The 16,777-nt window shown below is 49.7% G+C and carries 15 protein-coding genes; 9 read left to right on the top strand and 6 right to left on the bottom strand.

All coding sequences use genetic code 11. The features are described from left to right. Positions 1–144: 144 nt before the first annotated feature. Positions 145–1,809 (top strand): glutamine--tRNA ligase, encoded by a 1,665-nt coding sequence (glnS, locus tag ACSF8W_RS10345; protein ID WP_500847249.1) that lies wholly within the window; start codon positions 145–147, stop codon positions 1,807–1,809. A 125-nt stretch (positions 1,810–1,934) separates the two neighbouring features. Here glnS and fur read toward each other — a convergent pair whose 3' ends face one another. From fur to ACSF8W_RS10325, 4 genes are all read right to left on the bottom strand, one after another. Next, a complete protein-coding gene (fur, locus tag ACSF8W_RS10340; RefSeq protein WP_500847248.1) occupies positions 1,935–2,381 on the bottom strand; it encodes a ferric iron uptake transcriptional regulator in 447 nt (148 codons plus the stop codon). A 438-nt stretch (positions 2,382–2,819) separates the two neighbouring features. After that, positions 2,820–3,347: a flavodoxin FldA gene (fldA, locus tag ACSF8W_RS10335; protein ID WP_500847247.1), complete on the bottom strand. Its 528-nt coding sequence runs from the start codon at positions 3,345–3,347 to the stop codon at positions 2,820–2,822. A gap of 176 nt (positions 3,348–3,523) precedes the next feature. Then, positions 3,524–3,745, bottom strand: coding sequence for a DUF2788 domain-containing protein (locus tag ACSF8W_RS10330; RefSeq protein WP_428478275.1), 222 nt, complete (start codon positions 3,743–3,745; stop codon positions 3,524–3,526). 74 nt (positions 3,746–3,819) lie between these two features. Further along, a complete protein-coding gene (locus ACSF8W_RS10325; RefSeq protein WP_500847246.1) occupies positions 3,820–4,587 on the bottom strand; it encodes an alpha/beta fold hydrolase in 768 nt (255 codons plus the stop codon). Positions 4,588–4,689: 102 nt separating this feature from the next. Here ACSF8W_RS10325 and seqA point away from each other — a divergent pair, with 102 nt between their 5' ends. Next, complete coding sequence (gene seqA, locus ACSF8W_RS10320) at positions 4,690–5,238, top strand: replication initiation negative regulator SeqA (RefSeq protein WP_500847306.1); 549 nt, start codon at positions 4,690–4,692, stop codon at positions 5,236–5,238. Positions 5,239–5,275: 37 nt separating this feature from the next. Then, positions 5,276–6,922 (top strand): phosphoglucomutase (alpha-D-glucose-1,6-bisphosphate-dependent), encoded by a 1,647-nt coding sequence (gene pgm / locus ACSF8W_RS10315; RefSeq protein ID WP_500847245.1) that lies wholly within the window; start codon positions 5,276–5,278, stop codon positions 6,920–6,922. Positions 6,923–6,997: 75 nt separating this feature from the next. Here the strand turns inward: pgm and ACSF8W_RS10310 are convergent, their stop codons facing one another. Further along, positions 6,998–7,819, bottom strand: coding sequence for a DUF1853 family protein (locus ACSF8W_RS10310; protein ID WP_500847244.1), 822 nt, complete (start codon positions 7,817–7,819; stop codon positions 6,998–7,000). A gap of 198 nt (positions 7,820–8,017) precedes the next feature. On the opposite strand from ACSF8W_RS10310, the gene ACSF8W_RS10305 reads away from it, so the two are divergent. Continuing rightward, the gene (locus ACSF8W_RS10305) at positions 8,018–8,776 is read left to right on the top strand and encodes a Nif3-like dinuclear metal center hexameric protein (protein WP_500847243.1); all 759 of its coding nucleotides are present in this window, start codon (positions 8,018–8,020) and stop codon (positions 8,774–8,776) included. Between the two features lie 138 nt (positions 8,777–8,914). Here ACSF8W_RS10305 and ACSF8W_RS10300 read toward each other — a convergent pair whose 3' ends face one another. Beyond that, positions 8,915–10,204 (bottom strand): citrate synthase, encoded by a 1,290-nt coding sequence (locus tag ACSF8W_RS10300; protein WP_500847242.1) that lies wholly within the window; start codon positions 10,202–10,204, stop codon positions 8,915–8,917. A 410-nt stretch (positions 10,205–10,614) separates the two neighbouring features. On the opposite strand from ACSF8W_RS10300, the gene sdhC reads away from it, so the two are divergent. The 5 genes from sdhC (at position 10,615) to sucA (ending at position 16,754) form a co-directional block, all read left to right on the top strand. Beyond that, positions 10,615–10,995 (top strand): succinate dehydrogenase cytochrome b556 subunit, encoded by a 381-nt coding sequence (gene sdhC, locus ACSF8W_RS10295; RefSeq protein WP_500847241.1) that lies wholly within the window; start codon positions 10,615–10,617, stop codon positions 10,993–10,995. After that, the gene (gene sdhD / locus ACSF8W_RS10290) at positions 10,989–11,336 is read left to right on the top strand and encodes a succinate dehydrogenase, hydrophobic membrane anchor protein (RefSeq protein WP_500847240.1); all 348 of its coding nucleotides are present in this window, start codon (positions 10,989–10,991) and stop codon (positions 11,334–11,336) included. Before sdhC ends, sdhD begins: the two co-directional genes overlap by 7 nt. Continuing rightward, positions 11,337–13,103: a succinate dehydrogenase flavoprotein subunit gene (gene sdhA, locus ACSF8W_RS10285; protein ID WP_500847239.1), complete on the top strand. Its 1,767-nt coding sequence runs from the start codon at positions 11,337–11,339 to the stop codon at positions 13,101–13,103. 14 nt (positions 13,104–13,117) lie between these two features. Further along, a complete protein-coding gene (locus ACSF8W_RS10280) occupies positions 13,118–13,831 on the top strand; it encodes a succinate dehydrogenase iron-sulfur subunit (RefSeq protein WP_500847238.1) in 714 nt (237 codons plus the stop codon). 109 nt (positions 13,832–13,940) lie between these two features. Beyond that, on the top strand, positions 13,941–16,754 hold the full coding sequence (sucA, locus tag ACSF8W_RS10275) for a 2-oxoglutarate dehydrogenase E1 component (RefSeq protein WP_500847237.1): 2,814 nt from the start codon (positions 13,941–13,943) through the stop codon (positions 16,752–16,754). The last annotated feature ends 23 nt before the right edge of the window (positions 16,755–16,777 follow it).

Below are 16,777 nucleotides of genomic sequence, written 5' to 3'. Positions count from 1 at the left end.
ACAGGCCGATAATTTCCAGCCCCGCATTTTGCGGGGTTTTTTTATCCATATCGACAAACAATGCATACTATTTGTTGAGTAGTGCCCCCGATTTATGGATGATAGAGAACTTAAAAATCCTGTCAGCACACGAGGTGTAACTAGATGAGTGAATCTGAAGCTCGTCCATCAAACTTTATCCGTCAAATCATTGATGCGGATTTAGCCAGTGGCAAACATACCAGCGTACATACCCGATTCCCGCCAGAGCCGAATGGCTACCTGCATATCGGCCATGCGAAATCTATTTGTTTGAACTTCGGTATTGCTCAGGACTATCAGGGTCAATGTAACTTACGTTTCGACGACACAAACCCTGAGAAAGAAGACATCGAGTACGTTGAGTCTATTAAGAACGATGTTAACTGGTTGGGCTTCGAGTGGAGCGGTGAGATTTGCTATTCATCAAACTACTTCGATAAGCTGCACGGGTTTGCTATTGAATTAATTAATAAAGGCTTAGCGTACGTTGATGAGCTAAGTCCAGAGCAAATGCGCGAGTACCGCGGTACGCTAACTGAAGCGGGTAAGCACAGCCCTTACCGCGATCGTAGCGTAGAAGAGAACCTTGCACTGTTCGACAAAATGAAGAACGGTGAAATTGAAGAAGGCAAGATGTGCCTTCGTGCGAAAATTGATATGGCATCGCCATTCATGGTAATGCGCGATCCTGTGCTTTACCGTGTTCGTTTCGCTAGTCACCATCAGACGGGCGACAAGTGGTGCATTTACCCAATGTACGACTTCACGCATTGTATCTCTGATGCGCTAGAGGGCATTACGCACTCTATCTGTACGCTAGAGTTCATGGACAACCGTCGTCTGTACGATTGGGTACTGGAAAACATCACCATTGATTGCCAGCCACGTCAGTACGAGTTTAGCCGTCTGAACCTGGAATACACCGTGATGTCTAAGCGTAAGCTTAACCAACTAGTGACTGAGAAATTGGTATCTGGTTGGGACGATCCACGTATGCCTACAATCTCTGGCTTGCGTCGTCGTGGTTTCACCCCTGCATCTATGCGTGAATTCTGTAAGCGTATTGGTGTGACCAAGCAAGACAACACCATTGAAATCAGCTCACTAGAATCGTGTATTCGTGATGATTTGAACGAAAACGCACCACGCGCAATGGCTGTGCTTGATCCGGTTAAAGTCGTGATTGAAAACTTCACCGGTGAAGCAGAAATGCTGACCATCGCGAACCACCCGAACAAGCCTGAAATGGGTGCGCGTCAGGTGCCGTTTACGCGTGAAGTGTACATCGAACGTGAAGACTTCCGTGAAGAAGGCAACAAGAAGTACAAGCGCTTGGTGCTGGGTAAAGAAGTGCGTCTACGTGGCGCCTACGTGATTAAAGCAGAACGTATCGAGAAAGATGCGGAAGGCAACATCACAACCATCTTCTGTTCTTACGATAACGAAACGTTGGGTCAAAACCCAACTGACGGCCGTAAAGTGAAGGGCGTGATCCACTGGGTATCTGCAGAGCAGGGCATCCCGGCTGAAATCCGTCTGTACGATCGTTTGTTCACCGTGGCGAACCCAGGTGCGGCAGAAGACTTCGTTTCTGTGATCAACCCTGAATCACTGACTGTGCTGAACGGTTTTGTTGAGCCAGCATTGGTATCAGCAGAAGCAGAAAAGGCTTACCAGTTTGAGCGTATGGGTTACTTCTGCGCGGATAACAAAGATTCATCAGCAGATGCCTTGGTATTTAACCGTACTGTTGGTCTGCGTGATACATGGGCGAAAATCGGCGAATAAGTCGAGTTTGCCAATGAAAGCCAATAAAAAAACCAGCCGATAGGCTGGTTTTTTTTGCAATATAATCACTGAAAATCAAACAGGGAATGATGAGCGAGAGGATTCCCCGTTATTCTGAAGGCGGATTATTTGCGGTCGTGCAGGCTTTCGTCTTCGCTGCAGTTGCCTTCCATACAATGCCCGTAAAGGTACAAGCTATGGTTGGTCAAGCGAACATTGAAGCTAGCGGCAATTTCTTTTTGACGCTTTTCAATGACGTCATCTGAAAACTCAATCACTTTGCCACAATCAAGACACACAAGGTGGTCGTGGTGGTGTTGGGTAGCCAGTTCAAAAACTGATTTGCCCCCTTCAAAGTGGTGACGGGTAACAATACCTGCATCATCAAATTGGTTAAGTACACGATATACTGTCGCCAAGCCAATTTCTTCACCGATATCAATGAGCTTCTTGTAAAGATCTTCAGCACTGATGTGTTGGCAGTCTGGTTGCTGGAGCACTTCCAGAATTTTAAGGCGTGGAAGCGTCACCTTTAGGCCTGCTTGTTTGAGTGCGTGATTATTATCTGACATTCGAGTTTCCTATTGGCTAGCCGCACCCACATGATGCGGTAGTCTTTCTCTTCTTTCCACATTATAAGTGACGACAAGGTAACAATAAACCATAAAACAGGTCAATCTTGCTGATATCTAACTTTTCTTTTTGTTATGCAAGTGTTGTAAATATGTATGCGTAAGCTTGGCGAAGATGGCTGCCTGCATACCGTTACTATTTTTAGCCAGAATGCGGTGAAATTGAAGATTGTAATGCGCAAGAGTGAGAGGTGGGCTGGAAATTTCCCTGTTTATGTCTGTTTTTTATGACGGTGCCGAGAGAGAGCGGTAAGCGCTTTGGTGTGTTGCAATGCGATGAACGTTACAAAGGTGGAATAAAAATGCTAATCGTACTCACTTCGCATAAGGGTGAAAAAAACGCCAGGCATGAGGCCTGGCGTGCAATATACTGTGTGCTTAGTCAGCCAGTTCAGCCAGACACATTTCGTCGTAAATCTGGTTTACCCACTTTTCAACGCGCGCTGCAGTGAGTTCTGGCTGGCGATCTTCATCGATACATAGGCCAATGAAGTGGTTGTCATCAACCAAGGCTTTTGACGCTTCAAACTCAAAACCTTCTGTTGAGAAGTGACCGACGATAGTCGCACCACGACCTTCAACGATATCACGTACGGTGCCCATCGCATCACAGAAGTATTCTGCGTAGTCTTCCTGATCGCCACAACCGAAGATAGCCACTAGCTTGGTAGAGAAGTCGACATTTTCCAGTTCAGGGAAGAAATCATCCCAGTCACACTGTGCTTCACCGTAATACCAAGTAGGGATACCCAGTAGCAATAGGTCAAAGTTATCGATATCTTCTTTGCTGCTTTTTGCAATATCTTTAACTTCAACGAGCTTGTCGCCCAGTTGTTTCTGGATCATTTTAGCGACTGCTTCAGTGTTACCTGTGTCGCTACCAAAGAAGAGTCCTACACTCGCCATAGTAGAAATTACCCGTATTAATTGTTGACCGTTAACGTAAGTGTTAACGATAGACAGAATGTCTCGCTTGGAGCAAGCCCAAGCATCTTATGCGCATACGCGTAATGAACATAAGAAAAAATAGGTTTCAGTGTTAACAGAGGAGCTGTTGGTTTCAGATGAAACCATTAAACCCATTAACCGAGGCCAGCACCTTCCCAGCTTATCTGGATCACCCCTTTGGTAATAAAGCCCGCACAGCCAAGAAAGAGCACGAGCCAGACAATCTTACGACCAAAAGGAGGGACATTGCCTTGCTTGAGGACATCACGGATGGCCATACCGATAAAGAAAAAAATAGCGGCAAACAATAAATCCAATCCGATGGATTCCAGCAAGTCCATATGCTCGTACAACATGTGCGTCTCCCTACGGCCTGTGTTAACACTGAGCTAGCCGCGACTATAGCACAGACAATACCAGCCTGTTAACGTTAAGCCGTCTGTAAGAAGTTCAAAATGATACGATTGACCGTCTCAGGCTTTTCTGCGTGCAGCCAATGTCCTGTATTCGCCACTTGGTGCGCTTTGGCGGTAGGAAACTGGCGTTGAATGGCCTCGCGGTGTGCCGGAAGCAGGTAATCGGAAAGCTGCCCTTTCATGAACAACGTGTTGCCATGAAAAGCGGGGATCTCAGGCCAACCCATGATGGTGGCGTAGTTGGCAATCAAGCCATCAACATTGAATCGCCAAGCATAATGGCCTTCCGGCGTTTTGGCGAATGACTTGAGCAGAAACTGGCGCACACCCGGATCCATCACGTGCAGGGCAAGGTACTGGTCGGCCTCACTGCGTTTACTGACACTGTGTTGGTTGACCGCTTGCAGCCCTGCAAACACATTTTCATGGCGGTGTTCGTGATAAGCAACAGGGGCGATATCCAGCACTAACAGATGACGGATACGCGGTGCGGCGAGGGCGGTGAGGGCCATGGCGACTTTACCGCCCATAGAATGACCAATTAGCGAGAAGCGAGGCAGATCAAGATGATCAATCACTTGCAACACATCCTGTGCCATCGCTTGATAGGAAAAGGTCTCGCTGTGCGGGGATCGACCGTGATTACGCAGATCGACACTGATCACTTTGTAGTTATCTTTCAACGATCTGGCGAGCAACCCCAGATTGTCGGCGCTGCCAAATAGGCCATGGATCAGCACGATCGCATCGCCTTCTCCCTCGACGTGGTAATGAAGATTCACTGACTATTTTCTCTTGTTGTTAACGCTTTATCGTAGAGTATACCTTCGGATCACGTTATAATCTCACCGTGATTTTTAAACGGAACGATAATGAACACTACGATGAAGACTATTGAGGTAGACGAAGAGCTATATCGTTATATCGCTAGCCAAACCCAACACATCGGCGAGAGCGCATCTGATATTTTGCGTCGCTTGTTGATGATGCCAGATCAAACATTAGAAACGTTACCGCATGACATTATCATGCCTGTGCGTCCTAAAGGGATCGTGGTTAGCAAAGATGCGGGTAATGTTGTTCATACCGATCGCGTGAAAGAAATGCGTTCACTGCTGATCTCTGATGAATTTGCCGCACAAGAAAAAGCGATTGGTCGCTTTATGTTGGTGTTGTCCTCGCTTTATCGTATCGATCCGCAAGGCTTTACAGAAGCGGCTGCCATCAAAGGGCGTACACGCGTTTATTTTGCCGACAGTGCAGAAACGTTGTTAGCCAGTGGTAAAACGACAAAGCCGAAGTCAATTCCTGAAACCCCGTTTTGGGTCATTACCAATACGAATACAGATCGTAAACGTCAGATGATCGAACAATTGATGGTTAAGATGCACTTCGGTTCAGACATCATTGAAAAAGTTTGCGGTGAAATCTAAATAGGCGTTTTGCCTAACTTCATACAAGGACAGGTTAATGGCGATTCATCCTCGTGCGGGGCAGCGTGCTCAGCAAGAAGATATGTATAATATTCCCGCGTTAGTGGCTAATTACTTTCTAATTGAACCTAACGCGGAAGATCTCCAGCAACAAGTGGCGTTTGGTACCTCGGGTCACCGTGGTACGGCGGATAAAGGGACGTTTAACCAGCATCATATTTGGGCGATTGCTCAAGCTGTTGCCGAAGTGCGTGCAGCCAATGGTGTCACTGGGCCACTTTTCTTGGGTAAAGATACACACGCGTTGTCAGAGCCTGCGTTCACTTCTACGCTAGAAGTGCTCGTGGCCAATGGTGTACACGTGGTGATCCAAACGGGCCGTGGTTACACACCAACCCCAGGGATCTCCCATGCCATTTTGTGCCATAACATTGCCAATGAAGCGAAAGCCGATGGCATCGTGATCACGCCATCACACAATCCACCACAGGACGGCGGTATTAAGTACAACCCTGTTCACGGTGGCCCGGCAGAAGGTGCGCTGACGACAGCGATCGAGAGCCGTGCCAATGCGATCATCGCAGCCGGTCTGGTGGATGTGAAGCGTGTTTCTATTGCTGACGCTTTAGCGAGTGATTTTGTTGAAGAGCGTGAATTGGTGGCCCCGTATGTGGACGACCTGGTTAACGTGATCGACATGGCGGCTATCCAGCAAGCTAACTTGAAGATCGGTGTTGATCCACTGGGTGGTTCTGGTATCGAGTACTGGCGTCAGATTGCTGCGCATTACGGTCTTGATCTTACGCTGGTGGATGAATCGATTGATCCGTCATTCCGTTTTATGTCGCTAGACAAAGACGGTGTGGTACGTATGGACTGTTCATCGCCTTATGCGATGGCGGGTCTGTTAGCACACAAAGACAACTACGACTTAGCGTTCGGTAACGATCCGGATTACGATCGTCACGGCATCGTGACCCCGGCGGGTCTGATGAATCCGAACCACTACTTGGCGGTTTGTATTGATTACCTTTACCGTCACCGTCCAGAGTGGAGCCAGCAGGTTGCCGTGGGTAAAACCTTGGTATCCAGCGCCCTGATTGACCGCGTTGTGGCTGATTTGGGTCGTGAGCTGTGCGAAGTGCCTGTTGGCTTTAAGTGGTTCGTTGATGGTCTATACAGCGGTGAGCTGGGCTTTGGTGGTGAAGAAAGTGCAGGGGCATCGTTCCTTCGCATGGATGGCACACCGTGGTCTACCGACAAAGACGGCATCCTACTTTGCTTGCTAGCGGCTGAAATCACGGCGGTGACAGGCAAAAACCCGCAGCAGTACTATGACGAGTTGGCCGCGAAACACGGTGCGTCTGAGTACAACCGCCTACAAGCGGTGGCAAACGGTGAGCAAAAAGCGATCCTGAGCAAGCTATCTCCAGAAATGGTGGCGGCAGAAACGCTGGCTGGCGATCCGATCACGGCACGTTTGACGCATGCACCGGGTAACGGCGCGGCAATCGGTGGCTTGAAAGTGACGACAGCGAACGGTTGGTTTGCGGCACGTCCATCAGGCACGGAAGATATCTACAAGATTTACTGTGAAAGCTTCAAAGGTAAAGATCACCTTGCGTTGATCGAACAAGAAGCACAGGAAATCGTGAGTAAGGTATTTGCTGACGCAGGCCTATAAGCCTTGTTTCAGTCACCACATGCTCATTGAAAACGCCCGCTTATGCGGGCGTTTTTTTATGCCTGCCATTTATGCCTAGGCGTGTCCCTGCGGCCAGTGCATAGGCATCACAAACCATAACTGTTCATTCGGTGCGACGGCCATGATCGGGTGCGTCACAGTAGAAAGCGACGGGGTGGGTGACAAAAAGGCGTAACGTGGCGGGGCAATCCAGTCTATTTTGGTGATAGCACGCAGAGCCAATCCCTCACATTCGTTGGCATAACACCATTGCCCGAATGATGCCGACGGATTAATGGATAGGCTCGAGCCCGTGTCGTTACGATAAGCGGGCGTAAACAGGCGACCTTGCATGATCAAGCGTTTCACCGTCGGCTGACCAAAGCGAGGAGCGCATTGTTGGTGATAAGCCGGTGTCTCTGACAACAGCAACTGATGACTCTGCATACGGTGGGCTTTTTTTTCCAAGTTGTCTTTTGCATTGGGGCCCGGCCAATTTTTCTCCCACGCCAGATAAAACTTGATCGCCACTTCCCAGTGTTCTAACTCGCCGCTTCGGCGGTTTGCGACCAGAAAATCAATGGCACCAAGGGTTTTGCCCTCAACATGTAACTGGATCTCTTCGGCGACCAAATCATAGTCAGGATGATGGTGGATCAATTGCGCCCATAACCATTGATAGAAAAAACCCAATCGCGTGTTGCCGTCATAGCGCAGACCGTGTGGTAAGACAGCACGTTGACGAAAGGCATCCAACCACGCTTGATCGGCAATCAGAGAGGAGCCTGCCAGCAAGGGGGGGAAGTTTAATACCGCCTCAAAGTATGCTTGCAGACAAGGCGGCAATGCCATGTGTGAAGGTATCTGAATCACGATGTCACCTGATTTGTCATCCATGTTATCCATTCCGATTTTCGCTCCGGTCATGCGTCTAGATTAGGTGGTGATGATGCATTGTAACAGGCTGCGCGGTATGCGTGCAGCGTCGCATCGGCCAAAATGCGGGGTGATCTTCAATGAAAACCCACTGTTTTGTGGCTTTTATCCTGTGGGTTTCACGTTAGAATGAAGGGATCCCGCGAGAAGGAAAAAGACATGAATAATATGCAATTGGAATCGGTGCTCAATGACATTCTGAGTCCGCATTTGATCAACGATTACTGCCCGAACGGCTTGCAAGTGGAAGGCAAACCCGAAGTTAAAAAAATCATCACCGGTGTGACCGCGTGCCAAGCATTGATCGAACGTGCGATTGAAGAAAAAGCCGATGCGCTTTTAGTCCATCACGGTTTTTTCTGGAAAGGAGAGCCCGCCGAAATTCGCGGCATGAAGTTTCGCCGTATTAAGGCATTGATTGAAAATGGCATTAACCTGTACGCCTACCATTTGCCGTTGGATGTACACCCGACACTGGGTAATAACGCCATGCTGGCGCAGCTGTTAGGGCTGGAAGTATTGGGTGGCCTAGAACCGGGTAAGAGCAATTCCGTCGCGATTTACGGCCAATTGGCGCAACCGATGAGTGGAACAGACTTTGCCGCGCGTATTGCGATGACACTACAACGTGAGCCGTTGCACATTGGTGACAATGGTCCGGCTGACATTAAAACCGTGGGGTGGTGTACGGGAGGCGGGCAAGACTTCATTGAACTGGCGACCCAGAAAGGCTTGGATGCGTTTATCTCTGGGGAGATCTCTGAGCGTACCGTGCACACAGCGCGCGAGTTGGGGATCCATTACTTCAGTGCCGGCCATCATGCCACCGAGCGTTACGGTATTAAGGCGCTGGGGGAGCATCTTGCTCAGCAACATGGCTTTGATGTGACCTTTATTGATATTGATAATCCGGTGTAGGGGTTCAGTCTCGATATTCTGTCGAGAGTGGCAGCACGTAAAAAAGCAAAAGGGCCGAAAGGCCCTTTTTTATTGTTCTCAAATTGTTTTGTACATCATTGAATGATGCACAAAGTGCTAAATCATTACGTCACGTCATTACTCTCGTTCATGTAACGGATTAAATTCGCGTTGCGAGTGACCGGTGTAAAGCTGACGAGGACGGCCGATACGGTTGGCCGGATCCGCATGCATTTCGTTCCAGTGTGCAATCCAACCAATGGTACGCGACATGGCGAAGATCACGGTGAACATAGAAACTGGAATGCCGATCGCTTTCAAAATGATGCCAGAGTAGAAGTCCACGTTCGGGTACAGTTTCTTCTCAATGAAGTACTCATCCGACAGGGCAATTCGCTCAAGCTCCATCGCCACATCCAATAATGGATCTTGAATGTTCAGCTCATTCAGAACGTCATGACAGGCTTCACGCATCACGGTTGCACGTGGATCGTAGTTCTTGTACACGCGGTGACCAAAGCCCATTAAGCGGAAAGGATCATCTTTGTCTTTTGCGCGCTCAACAAACTCAGGGATCGCATCCACACTGCCGATTTCTTCCAGCATTTTCAAGCACGCTTCATTGGCGCCACCGTGTGCCGGCCCCCATAGTGAAGCAATACCTGCCGCAATACAGGCGAAAGGATTCGCACCCGAAGAACCCGCAAGACGCACGGTTGACGTAGAAGCGTTTTGTTCATGATCCGCATGCAGGGTAAAGATCTTATCCATCGCGCGGGCAACCACAGGACTCACTTCGTACTCTTCACATGGTGTTGCAAACATCATGTGCAGGAAGTTCTCGGCATAATCCAGATCATTTCTTGGGAAAATGAACGGCTGACCGATCGAGTACTTGTAACACATTGCCGCCAAGGTTGGCATTTTTGACAACAGACGGAATGCCGTGATTTCACGGTGGGTATCATTATTGATATCCAGTGAGTCGTGGTAGAAGGCAGCCAGTGCACCTACCACCCCACACATAACAGCCATAGGGTGAGCATCACGGCGGAAGCCATGGAAGAAGCTGGAAATTTGCTCATGCACCATGGTGTGACGCGTCACGGTTGTGCGGAATGTTTCATATTGCTCACGGGTAGGGACTTCGCCGTACAGCAAGATATAACAGACTTCGAGGTAATCAGCGTTATTGGCCAGTTGGTCAATAGGGTAGCCGCGGTGAAGCAGAATACCTTTATCACCATCAATGTAGGTAATTTGAGATTCACATGATGCAGTGGCTAGAAAACCAGGGTCAAAAGTAAAGTAACCGTTAGCGCCAAGTTGGCGTACATCAACGACTTCTGGCCCTTCAGTGCCCCCGATAATCGGCAGTTCGACGGGTGCTTCCCCTTCAATGTGAAGAGTCGCTTTCTTGTCTGCCATAACAATCTCCTTTGTATTTTTATAATCCTAATCCAAGGCGGATGTATGATTGTTGTACCGCTGGCTGCTGAAAATGTCAATTTTTGTACTCTCAACTGTGCGCTTGTTAATAACTTTGAATTAAAAAGTATAAATTTCTAAAAGCGTGTTTGCGGTCATGTAACGGCGTTTGTATTTGAATGTTACGGGGCGTATACTCGCGTTAGGTCTCTGATTCTGCTGATGCCTAATGCAATTACACGACGTTCCTCCCTCTCTGAGTACGTGAAGAAAAGCGCTTGTCTTTACGTTTAGAGAAACAAATATGCAACACTATGTTGCGCGAATGTTAAGCGGGCGGCTTGAGTAAGAAGCGGAGAGTCATAACTATAAAATTGCTTCCATCAAATGGAGCTGAGTGGGCAATCACCGTGAAAGTAAATAAGCCAAGACCCGTCAACCTCGACCTACAGACGATTCGCTTTCCTTTGACAGCGATAGCGTCAATCATCCATCGCGTTTCCGGCGTGATCACGTTTGTTTCCGTCGCCATCCTATTATGGCTGCTGAACATCTCTTTATCCTCTCCTGAAGGTTTTGCCAGTGCCCAAAGCATTGTCGACAGCTTCTTTGTGAAATTTGTGCTGTGGGGAATCCTAACCGCGCTCTTTTATCACATTGTCGTCGGAATCCGTCATTTGATGATGGACATGGGATATTTTGAAGAAATGGAAACCGGTATCGCCAGTGCGAAAGTCAGTTTCGCCATTGTGGCCGTGCTGTCTCTCTTTGCAGGAGGCTTGGTATGGTAAATAACGTCTCTACCGTTGGTCGAAACGGTATTCATGATTTCATTCTGATCCGCGCAACGGCCATCATACTCACTTTATACACCCTTTATATGGTTGGTTTCCTCGCATTCGGACCGGAACTGACCTACGAAACATGGGCCGCGTTCTGGGGGCAATTGAGCACCAAGGTGTTTACCCTGCTAGCGCTTTTGTCTGTCTTGATCCATGCCTGGATTGGCATGTGGCAAGTCCTCACGGATTACATTAAATCGGCGGCGCTGCGTGCAGGCCTGCAGTTTGGTGTCGTTGCGGTGTTGTTTGTGTACCTGTTGTCAGGTTTCTTTATTGTGTGGGGTGCGTAAATGAGCATTGCAGTTCGTGAGTTTGATGCGGTCGTGATTGGTGCGGGGGGCGCAGGAATGCGTGCCGCACTACAAATTTCTGAGCAGGGCCTTAAATGTGCGCTGTTGTCAAAAGTATTCCCAACCCGTTCCCACACGGTTTCCGCGCAAGGCGGGATCACGGTGGCATTGGGCAATTCCCATCCCGATAACTGGCAATGGCACATGTACGATACCGTCAAGGGGTCGGATTACATCGGTGATCAGGATGCCATTGAATACATGTGTAAAAACGGACCGAAGTCAGTGATTGAGCTAGAGAAAATGGGGCTGCCTTTTTCTCGCTTTGATAACGGCTCAATCTATCAGCGTCCGTTTGGTGGTCAGTCTAAAGAATTTGGTGGTGAGCAAGCGGCCCGTACGGCCGCGGCGGCAGACCGAACCGGTCACGCCTTGCTGCACACCTTGTATCAGCAGAATATCAAACACAAAACCACCATTTTCTCAGAATGGTATGCACTGGATCTCGTGAAAAACCAAGATGGCGCCATTCTCGGTTGTACTGCGCTGTGCATGGAAACCGGTGAAGTGTGTTACTTCAAATCGAAGGCGACGATTTTGGCGACAGGCGGGGCGGGGCGTATTTATGCCTCAACCACCAATGCCCATATTAATACCGGTGACGGTGTGGGGATGGCGCTCCGTGCGGGCGTACCGATGCAAGACATGGAAATGTGGCAGTTCCACCCAACCGGCATTGCCGGTGCCGGGGTACTGGTGACAGAAGGGTGTCGCGGTGAAGGGGGCTATCTCCTCAATAAGGACGGCGAGCGCTTTATGGAGCGTTACGCACCGAATGCCAAAGACTTGGCTGGCCGTGATGTGGTTGCCCGTTCGATGATGGTAGAAATCCGTGAAGGCCGCGGTTGTGATGGTCCGTGGGGGCCACACCTTAAGTTGAAGATGGATCACTTAGGCAAAGACGTGCTTGAATCACGTCTGCCTGGCATCTGTGAATTGTCCCGTACCTTCGCGCATGTTGATCCGGTGAAAGAGCCGATCCCAGTGATCCCGACCTGTCACTACATGATGGGTGGCGTGCCGACACAAGTGTCAGGGCAGGCGATCAAACAAAATGCGATGGGCGATGACGTAGAAGTACAAGGCCTGTTTGCTTGTGGTGAAATTGCATCCGTCTCGGTACATGGTGCTAACCGTTTAGGCGGGAACTCCCTACTTGATTTAGTGGTCTTTGGTCGCGCAACGGGTCTGCATCTGGGGGAAACGTTGTTGGCGCAAGCCGAAGCGCGTCCGGCAACCGAGTCTGACATTGAAGCGTCATTGGCGCGTGTGAACCGTTGGAACAACACGCAGAAAGGGGAAGACCCCGTACAGATCCGTAAAGATCTGCAAACCTGCATGCAGAATAACTTCTCGGTGTTCCGTGAAGGAGAGGCGATGGCGACAGGCTTGGAAGAGCTGAAAGTGATCCGCGACCGCCTTAAAACCGCCCGTTTGGATGATACGTCCTCTGAATTTAATACCCAGCGTATCGAATGCCTTGAGCTAGAAAACCTGATGGAAACGGCGTTTGCGACGGCGGTTGCCGCGAACTATCGCACAGAAAGTCGTGGTGCCCATGCCCGCTTTGATTTCCCTGAGCGTGATGATGCGAATTGGTTGTGCCATTCCATCTATAACCCGGAAACAGAAGCGATGACCAAACGTGGTGTGAACATGGCACCGGTGCATCGTGATGCATTTCCGCCGAAAGCGCGTACCTACTAGGGGAGGACAACAAAATGAAATTAAGTTTTTCTATTTATCGTTACAACCCTGATGTTGATAACGCGCCCCATATGAAGGGGTACACGCTCGAGGTGCCGGAAGGCTCCGACATGATGGTGCTCGATGCCTTGATCTTACTGAAAGAGCAAGACCCAAGTCTGGCGTTTCGTCGCTCTTGCCGTGAAGGGGTATGTGGCTCCGACGGTATTAATATGAACGGTAAGAATGGGTTAGCCTGTATCACGCCGCTATCAGCCTTGACCGGTGAGAAAACCATCGTGATCCGCCCGTTGCCGGGCTTGCCGGTGGTGCGTGATTTGATCATCGACATGGAGCAGTTCTACACCAATTACGCCAAAGTGAAGCCGTTTTTGATTGATGACGGTGCCATGCCGCCTGCCCGTGAAAACTTACAGTCGCCGGCAGATCGGGCGCATCTTGATGGCCTGTATGAGTGCATCATGTGTGCGTGTTGTTCCACATCATGCCCATCATTTTGGTGGAACCCGGATAAGTTTATTGGTCCCGCAGGGTTGTTGGCGGCCTACCGTTGGCTAATTGATAGTCGCGATACCGCAACGGATGCGCGTTTGTCCGATTTGGACGATGCATTTAGTGTTTTTCGTTGCCATGGCATCATGAACTGTGTAAATGTTTGTCCTAAAGGGCTAAATCCAACAAAGGCGATCGGTCACATCAAATCGATGTTACTCAAGCGCGCAGTCTAATTTAAAGCATTATCGATATGCAGGCTTGTTCGTATTGTGCGAAGAGTCTGCTTTAAGTCCGGTGTTTATTCGGGCAAGAATGGCGATAACTAGTGGTTAAGGGAAAACAATGCAGAACGGCGTTATGAAGACTTGGATGGAGTCTTCACACCTGGCTGGCGCCAATGCAACTTACGTAGAGGATCTCTACGAGTTGTATCTCAGCGATCCAGAATTAGTAGACGAAGAATGGCGTCACGTGTTTAGTGATTTGCCGGTGGTGCGTGAAGATGCCGTTGAGCAACCTCACTCGCGTGTTCGTGACTATTTCCGACGTCTCGCGAAAGAAACAACCTATTTAAGTGCTGCCGTCAGCGATCCAGACGTTGATGCCAAGCAGGTTAAGGTCTTGCAGTTGATTAACGCATACCGTTTCCGTGGGCATCAGCACGCAAATTTAGATCCGTTAGGTTTATGGCAACAAGAACGCGTGCCAGATCTCGACCCTGAGTTTCACAACCTGACCGAAGACGATTTCAATGAAACCTTCAATGTGGGCTCCTTTGCCATTGGGCAGGAAACCATGAAATTGTCTGCGTTGTATGACGCACTGAAAAAGACCTATTGCGGGTCTATCGGTGCTGAGTACATGCACATCACCAATACCGAAGAGAAACGCTGGTTGCAGCAGCGCCTTGAGTCTGTGGTGGGCCAAGGCAATTTCAGCCAAGAAGAAAAGCTGACGTTTCTTGATGAATTGACCGCCGCCGAGGGGCTTGAGCGTTATCTTGGGGCGAAGTTCCCAGGGGCGAAGCGCTTCTCCTTGGAAGGTGGCGACGCCATGATCCCAATGGTGAAAGAGCTGATCCGCTATGCGGGTAGCAACGGGGTACGCGAAGTCGTGATTGGCATGGCACACCGTGGCCGTTTGAACATGCTGGTCAACGTTTTGGGCAAAAAGCCGCAAGACTTGTTTGATGAGTTTGCGGGTAAGCATGGTGAGTCATGGGGAACCGGCGATGTGAAATACCATCAAGGTTTCTCGGCGGACTTTGCTACGCCGGGTGGTGATGTTCACTTGGTGTTGGCGTTTAACCCTTCTCACCTCGAAATTGTCAATCCAGTGGTCGTGGGTTCGGTACGTGCCCGTCAAGATCGTTTGGGCGACCGAGATGGTTCGCAAGTGTTGCCTATTACCATTCATGGTGACTCGGCGATTGCCGGTCAGGGCGTAGTGGCAGAGACATTCAACATGTCACAGTCACGTGGCTACCGTGTAGGGGGAACCGTACGTATTGTGGTGAACAACCAAATTGGTTTTACCACCTCGAACCCGACGGATACCCGCTCGACGCAGTACTGTACTGACATTGCAAAAATGGTACAGGCCCCGATCCTGCACGTGAACGCGGATGATCCGGAAGCGGTCGCGTTTGTGACGCGCATTGCATTGGAATACCGCAATACGTTCAAACGTGATGTGGTGATCGATTTAGTGTGTTACCGCCGTCATGGTCACAACGAAGCGGATGAGCCGAACGCGACGCAGCCGTTGATGTACCAGAAAATCAAAAAACACCCGACGCCACGTAAGATTTACGCGGATGCGCTGACCGACAATGGCACCATTGAGTTGGAAACGGCGACATCGCTGATCAACGAATACCGTGATGCCCTTGATCGCGGAGAGTGCGTGGTGAAAGAATGGCGTCCGATGAAACTGCATTCGGTGGATTGGTCCCCTTACTTGGGTCATGACTGGACGGTGGATTGGGCGAACAAAGTCGACATGGAGCGTTTGCAAGAATTGGCGCAACGTGTGTGTCAGTTCCCTGATAGCCACAAACTGCAAAGCCGGGTACAGAAATTGTATAATGACCGTCTTGCAATGTCGGCGGGTGACAAGATGCTCGATTGGGGCATGGCGGAAACCTTGGCCTACGCCACCTTGGTGGATGAAGGCAATCGCATCCGTATTACCGGTCAAGATTCAGGTCGCGGTACGTTCTTCCACCGTCATGCGGTATTGCATAATCAAGGCGATGCCAGCACCTACATTCCACTGTCCAACATTCATGATAAGCAGGGCACCTTCCAGGTCTTTGACTCTGTGTTATCCGAAGAGGCGGTATTGGCGTTTGAATACGGTTATGCGACGGCAGAGCCTAGCGGTTTAACCGTATGGGAAGCGCAGTTTGGTGATTTTGCCAATGGGGCACAGGTTGTGATCGACCAGTTCATCAGCTCCGGTGAGCAGAAGTGGGGTCGTATGTGTGGCTTGACCATGCTGTTACCGCACGGCTACGAAGGCCAAGGTCCTGAGCACTCATCAGCCCGTCTTGAGCGTTACTTGCAGTTGTGTGCTGAGCAGAATATGCAGGTTGTGATCCCATCGACACCTGCGCAGGTGTATCACATGCTCCGCCGTCAGGTGGTACGTCCTATGCGTCGCCCGCTGGTGGTGATGTCACCGAAATCATTGCTTCGTCATCCACTGTGTATCTCCTCCATGGACGAATTGGCCAACGGTAATTTCCAGGCCGCCATTGGTGAGATCGACCCATTGGATCCGAAACAAGTAAAACGCGTGGTGTTCTGTTCAGGCAAAGTTTATTACGACTTGCTCGAGCAGCGCCGTAAGAACGAACAGACCGATGTTGCGATTGTGCGCATTGAGCAGCTGTATCCTTTCCCGAAAGAAGAGGTAGAAGCGGCGTTAGCCGACTACCAACATGTCACCGATTACATTTGGTGTCAGGAAGAGCCACAAAACCAAGGGGCATGGTACTCCAGTCAGCATAACTTCCGCTCAGCGTTACCCGTGGGTTCGCAGTTGGAATATGCAGGCCGTCCCGCCTCTGCTTCACCGGCGGTAGGTTACATGTCGGTTCACCTGAAACAGCAAAAAGCGTTAGTAGAAGACGCATTAACAATAACGCAGTAAGAACTGGAACAAAAAGGACAAAA

The sequence above is a fragment of the Photobacterium sp. 270122K genome (assembly GCF_059941365.1).
The sequence above is the reverse complement of the archived record's forward strand: the minus strand, read 5'-3'. Positions and strand labels throughout refer to the sequence as shown.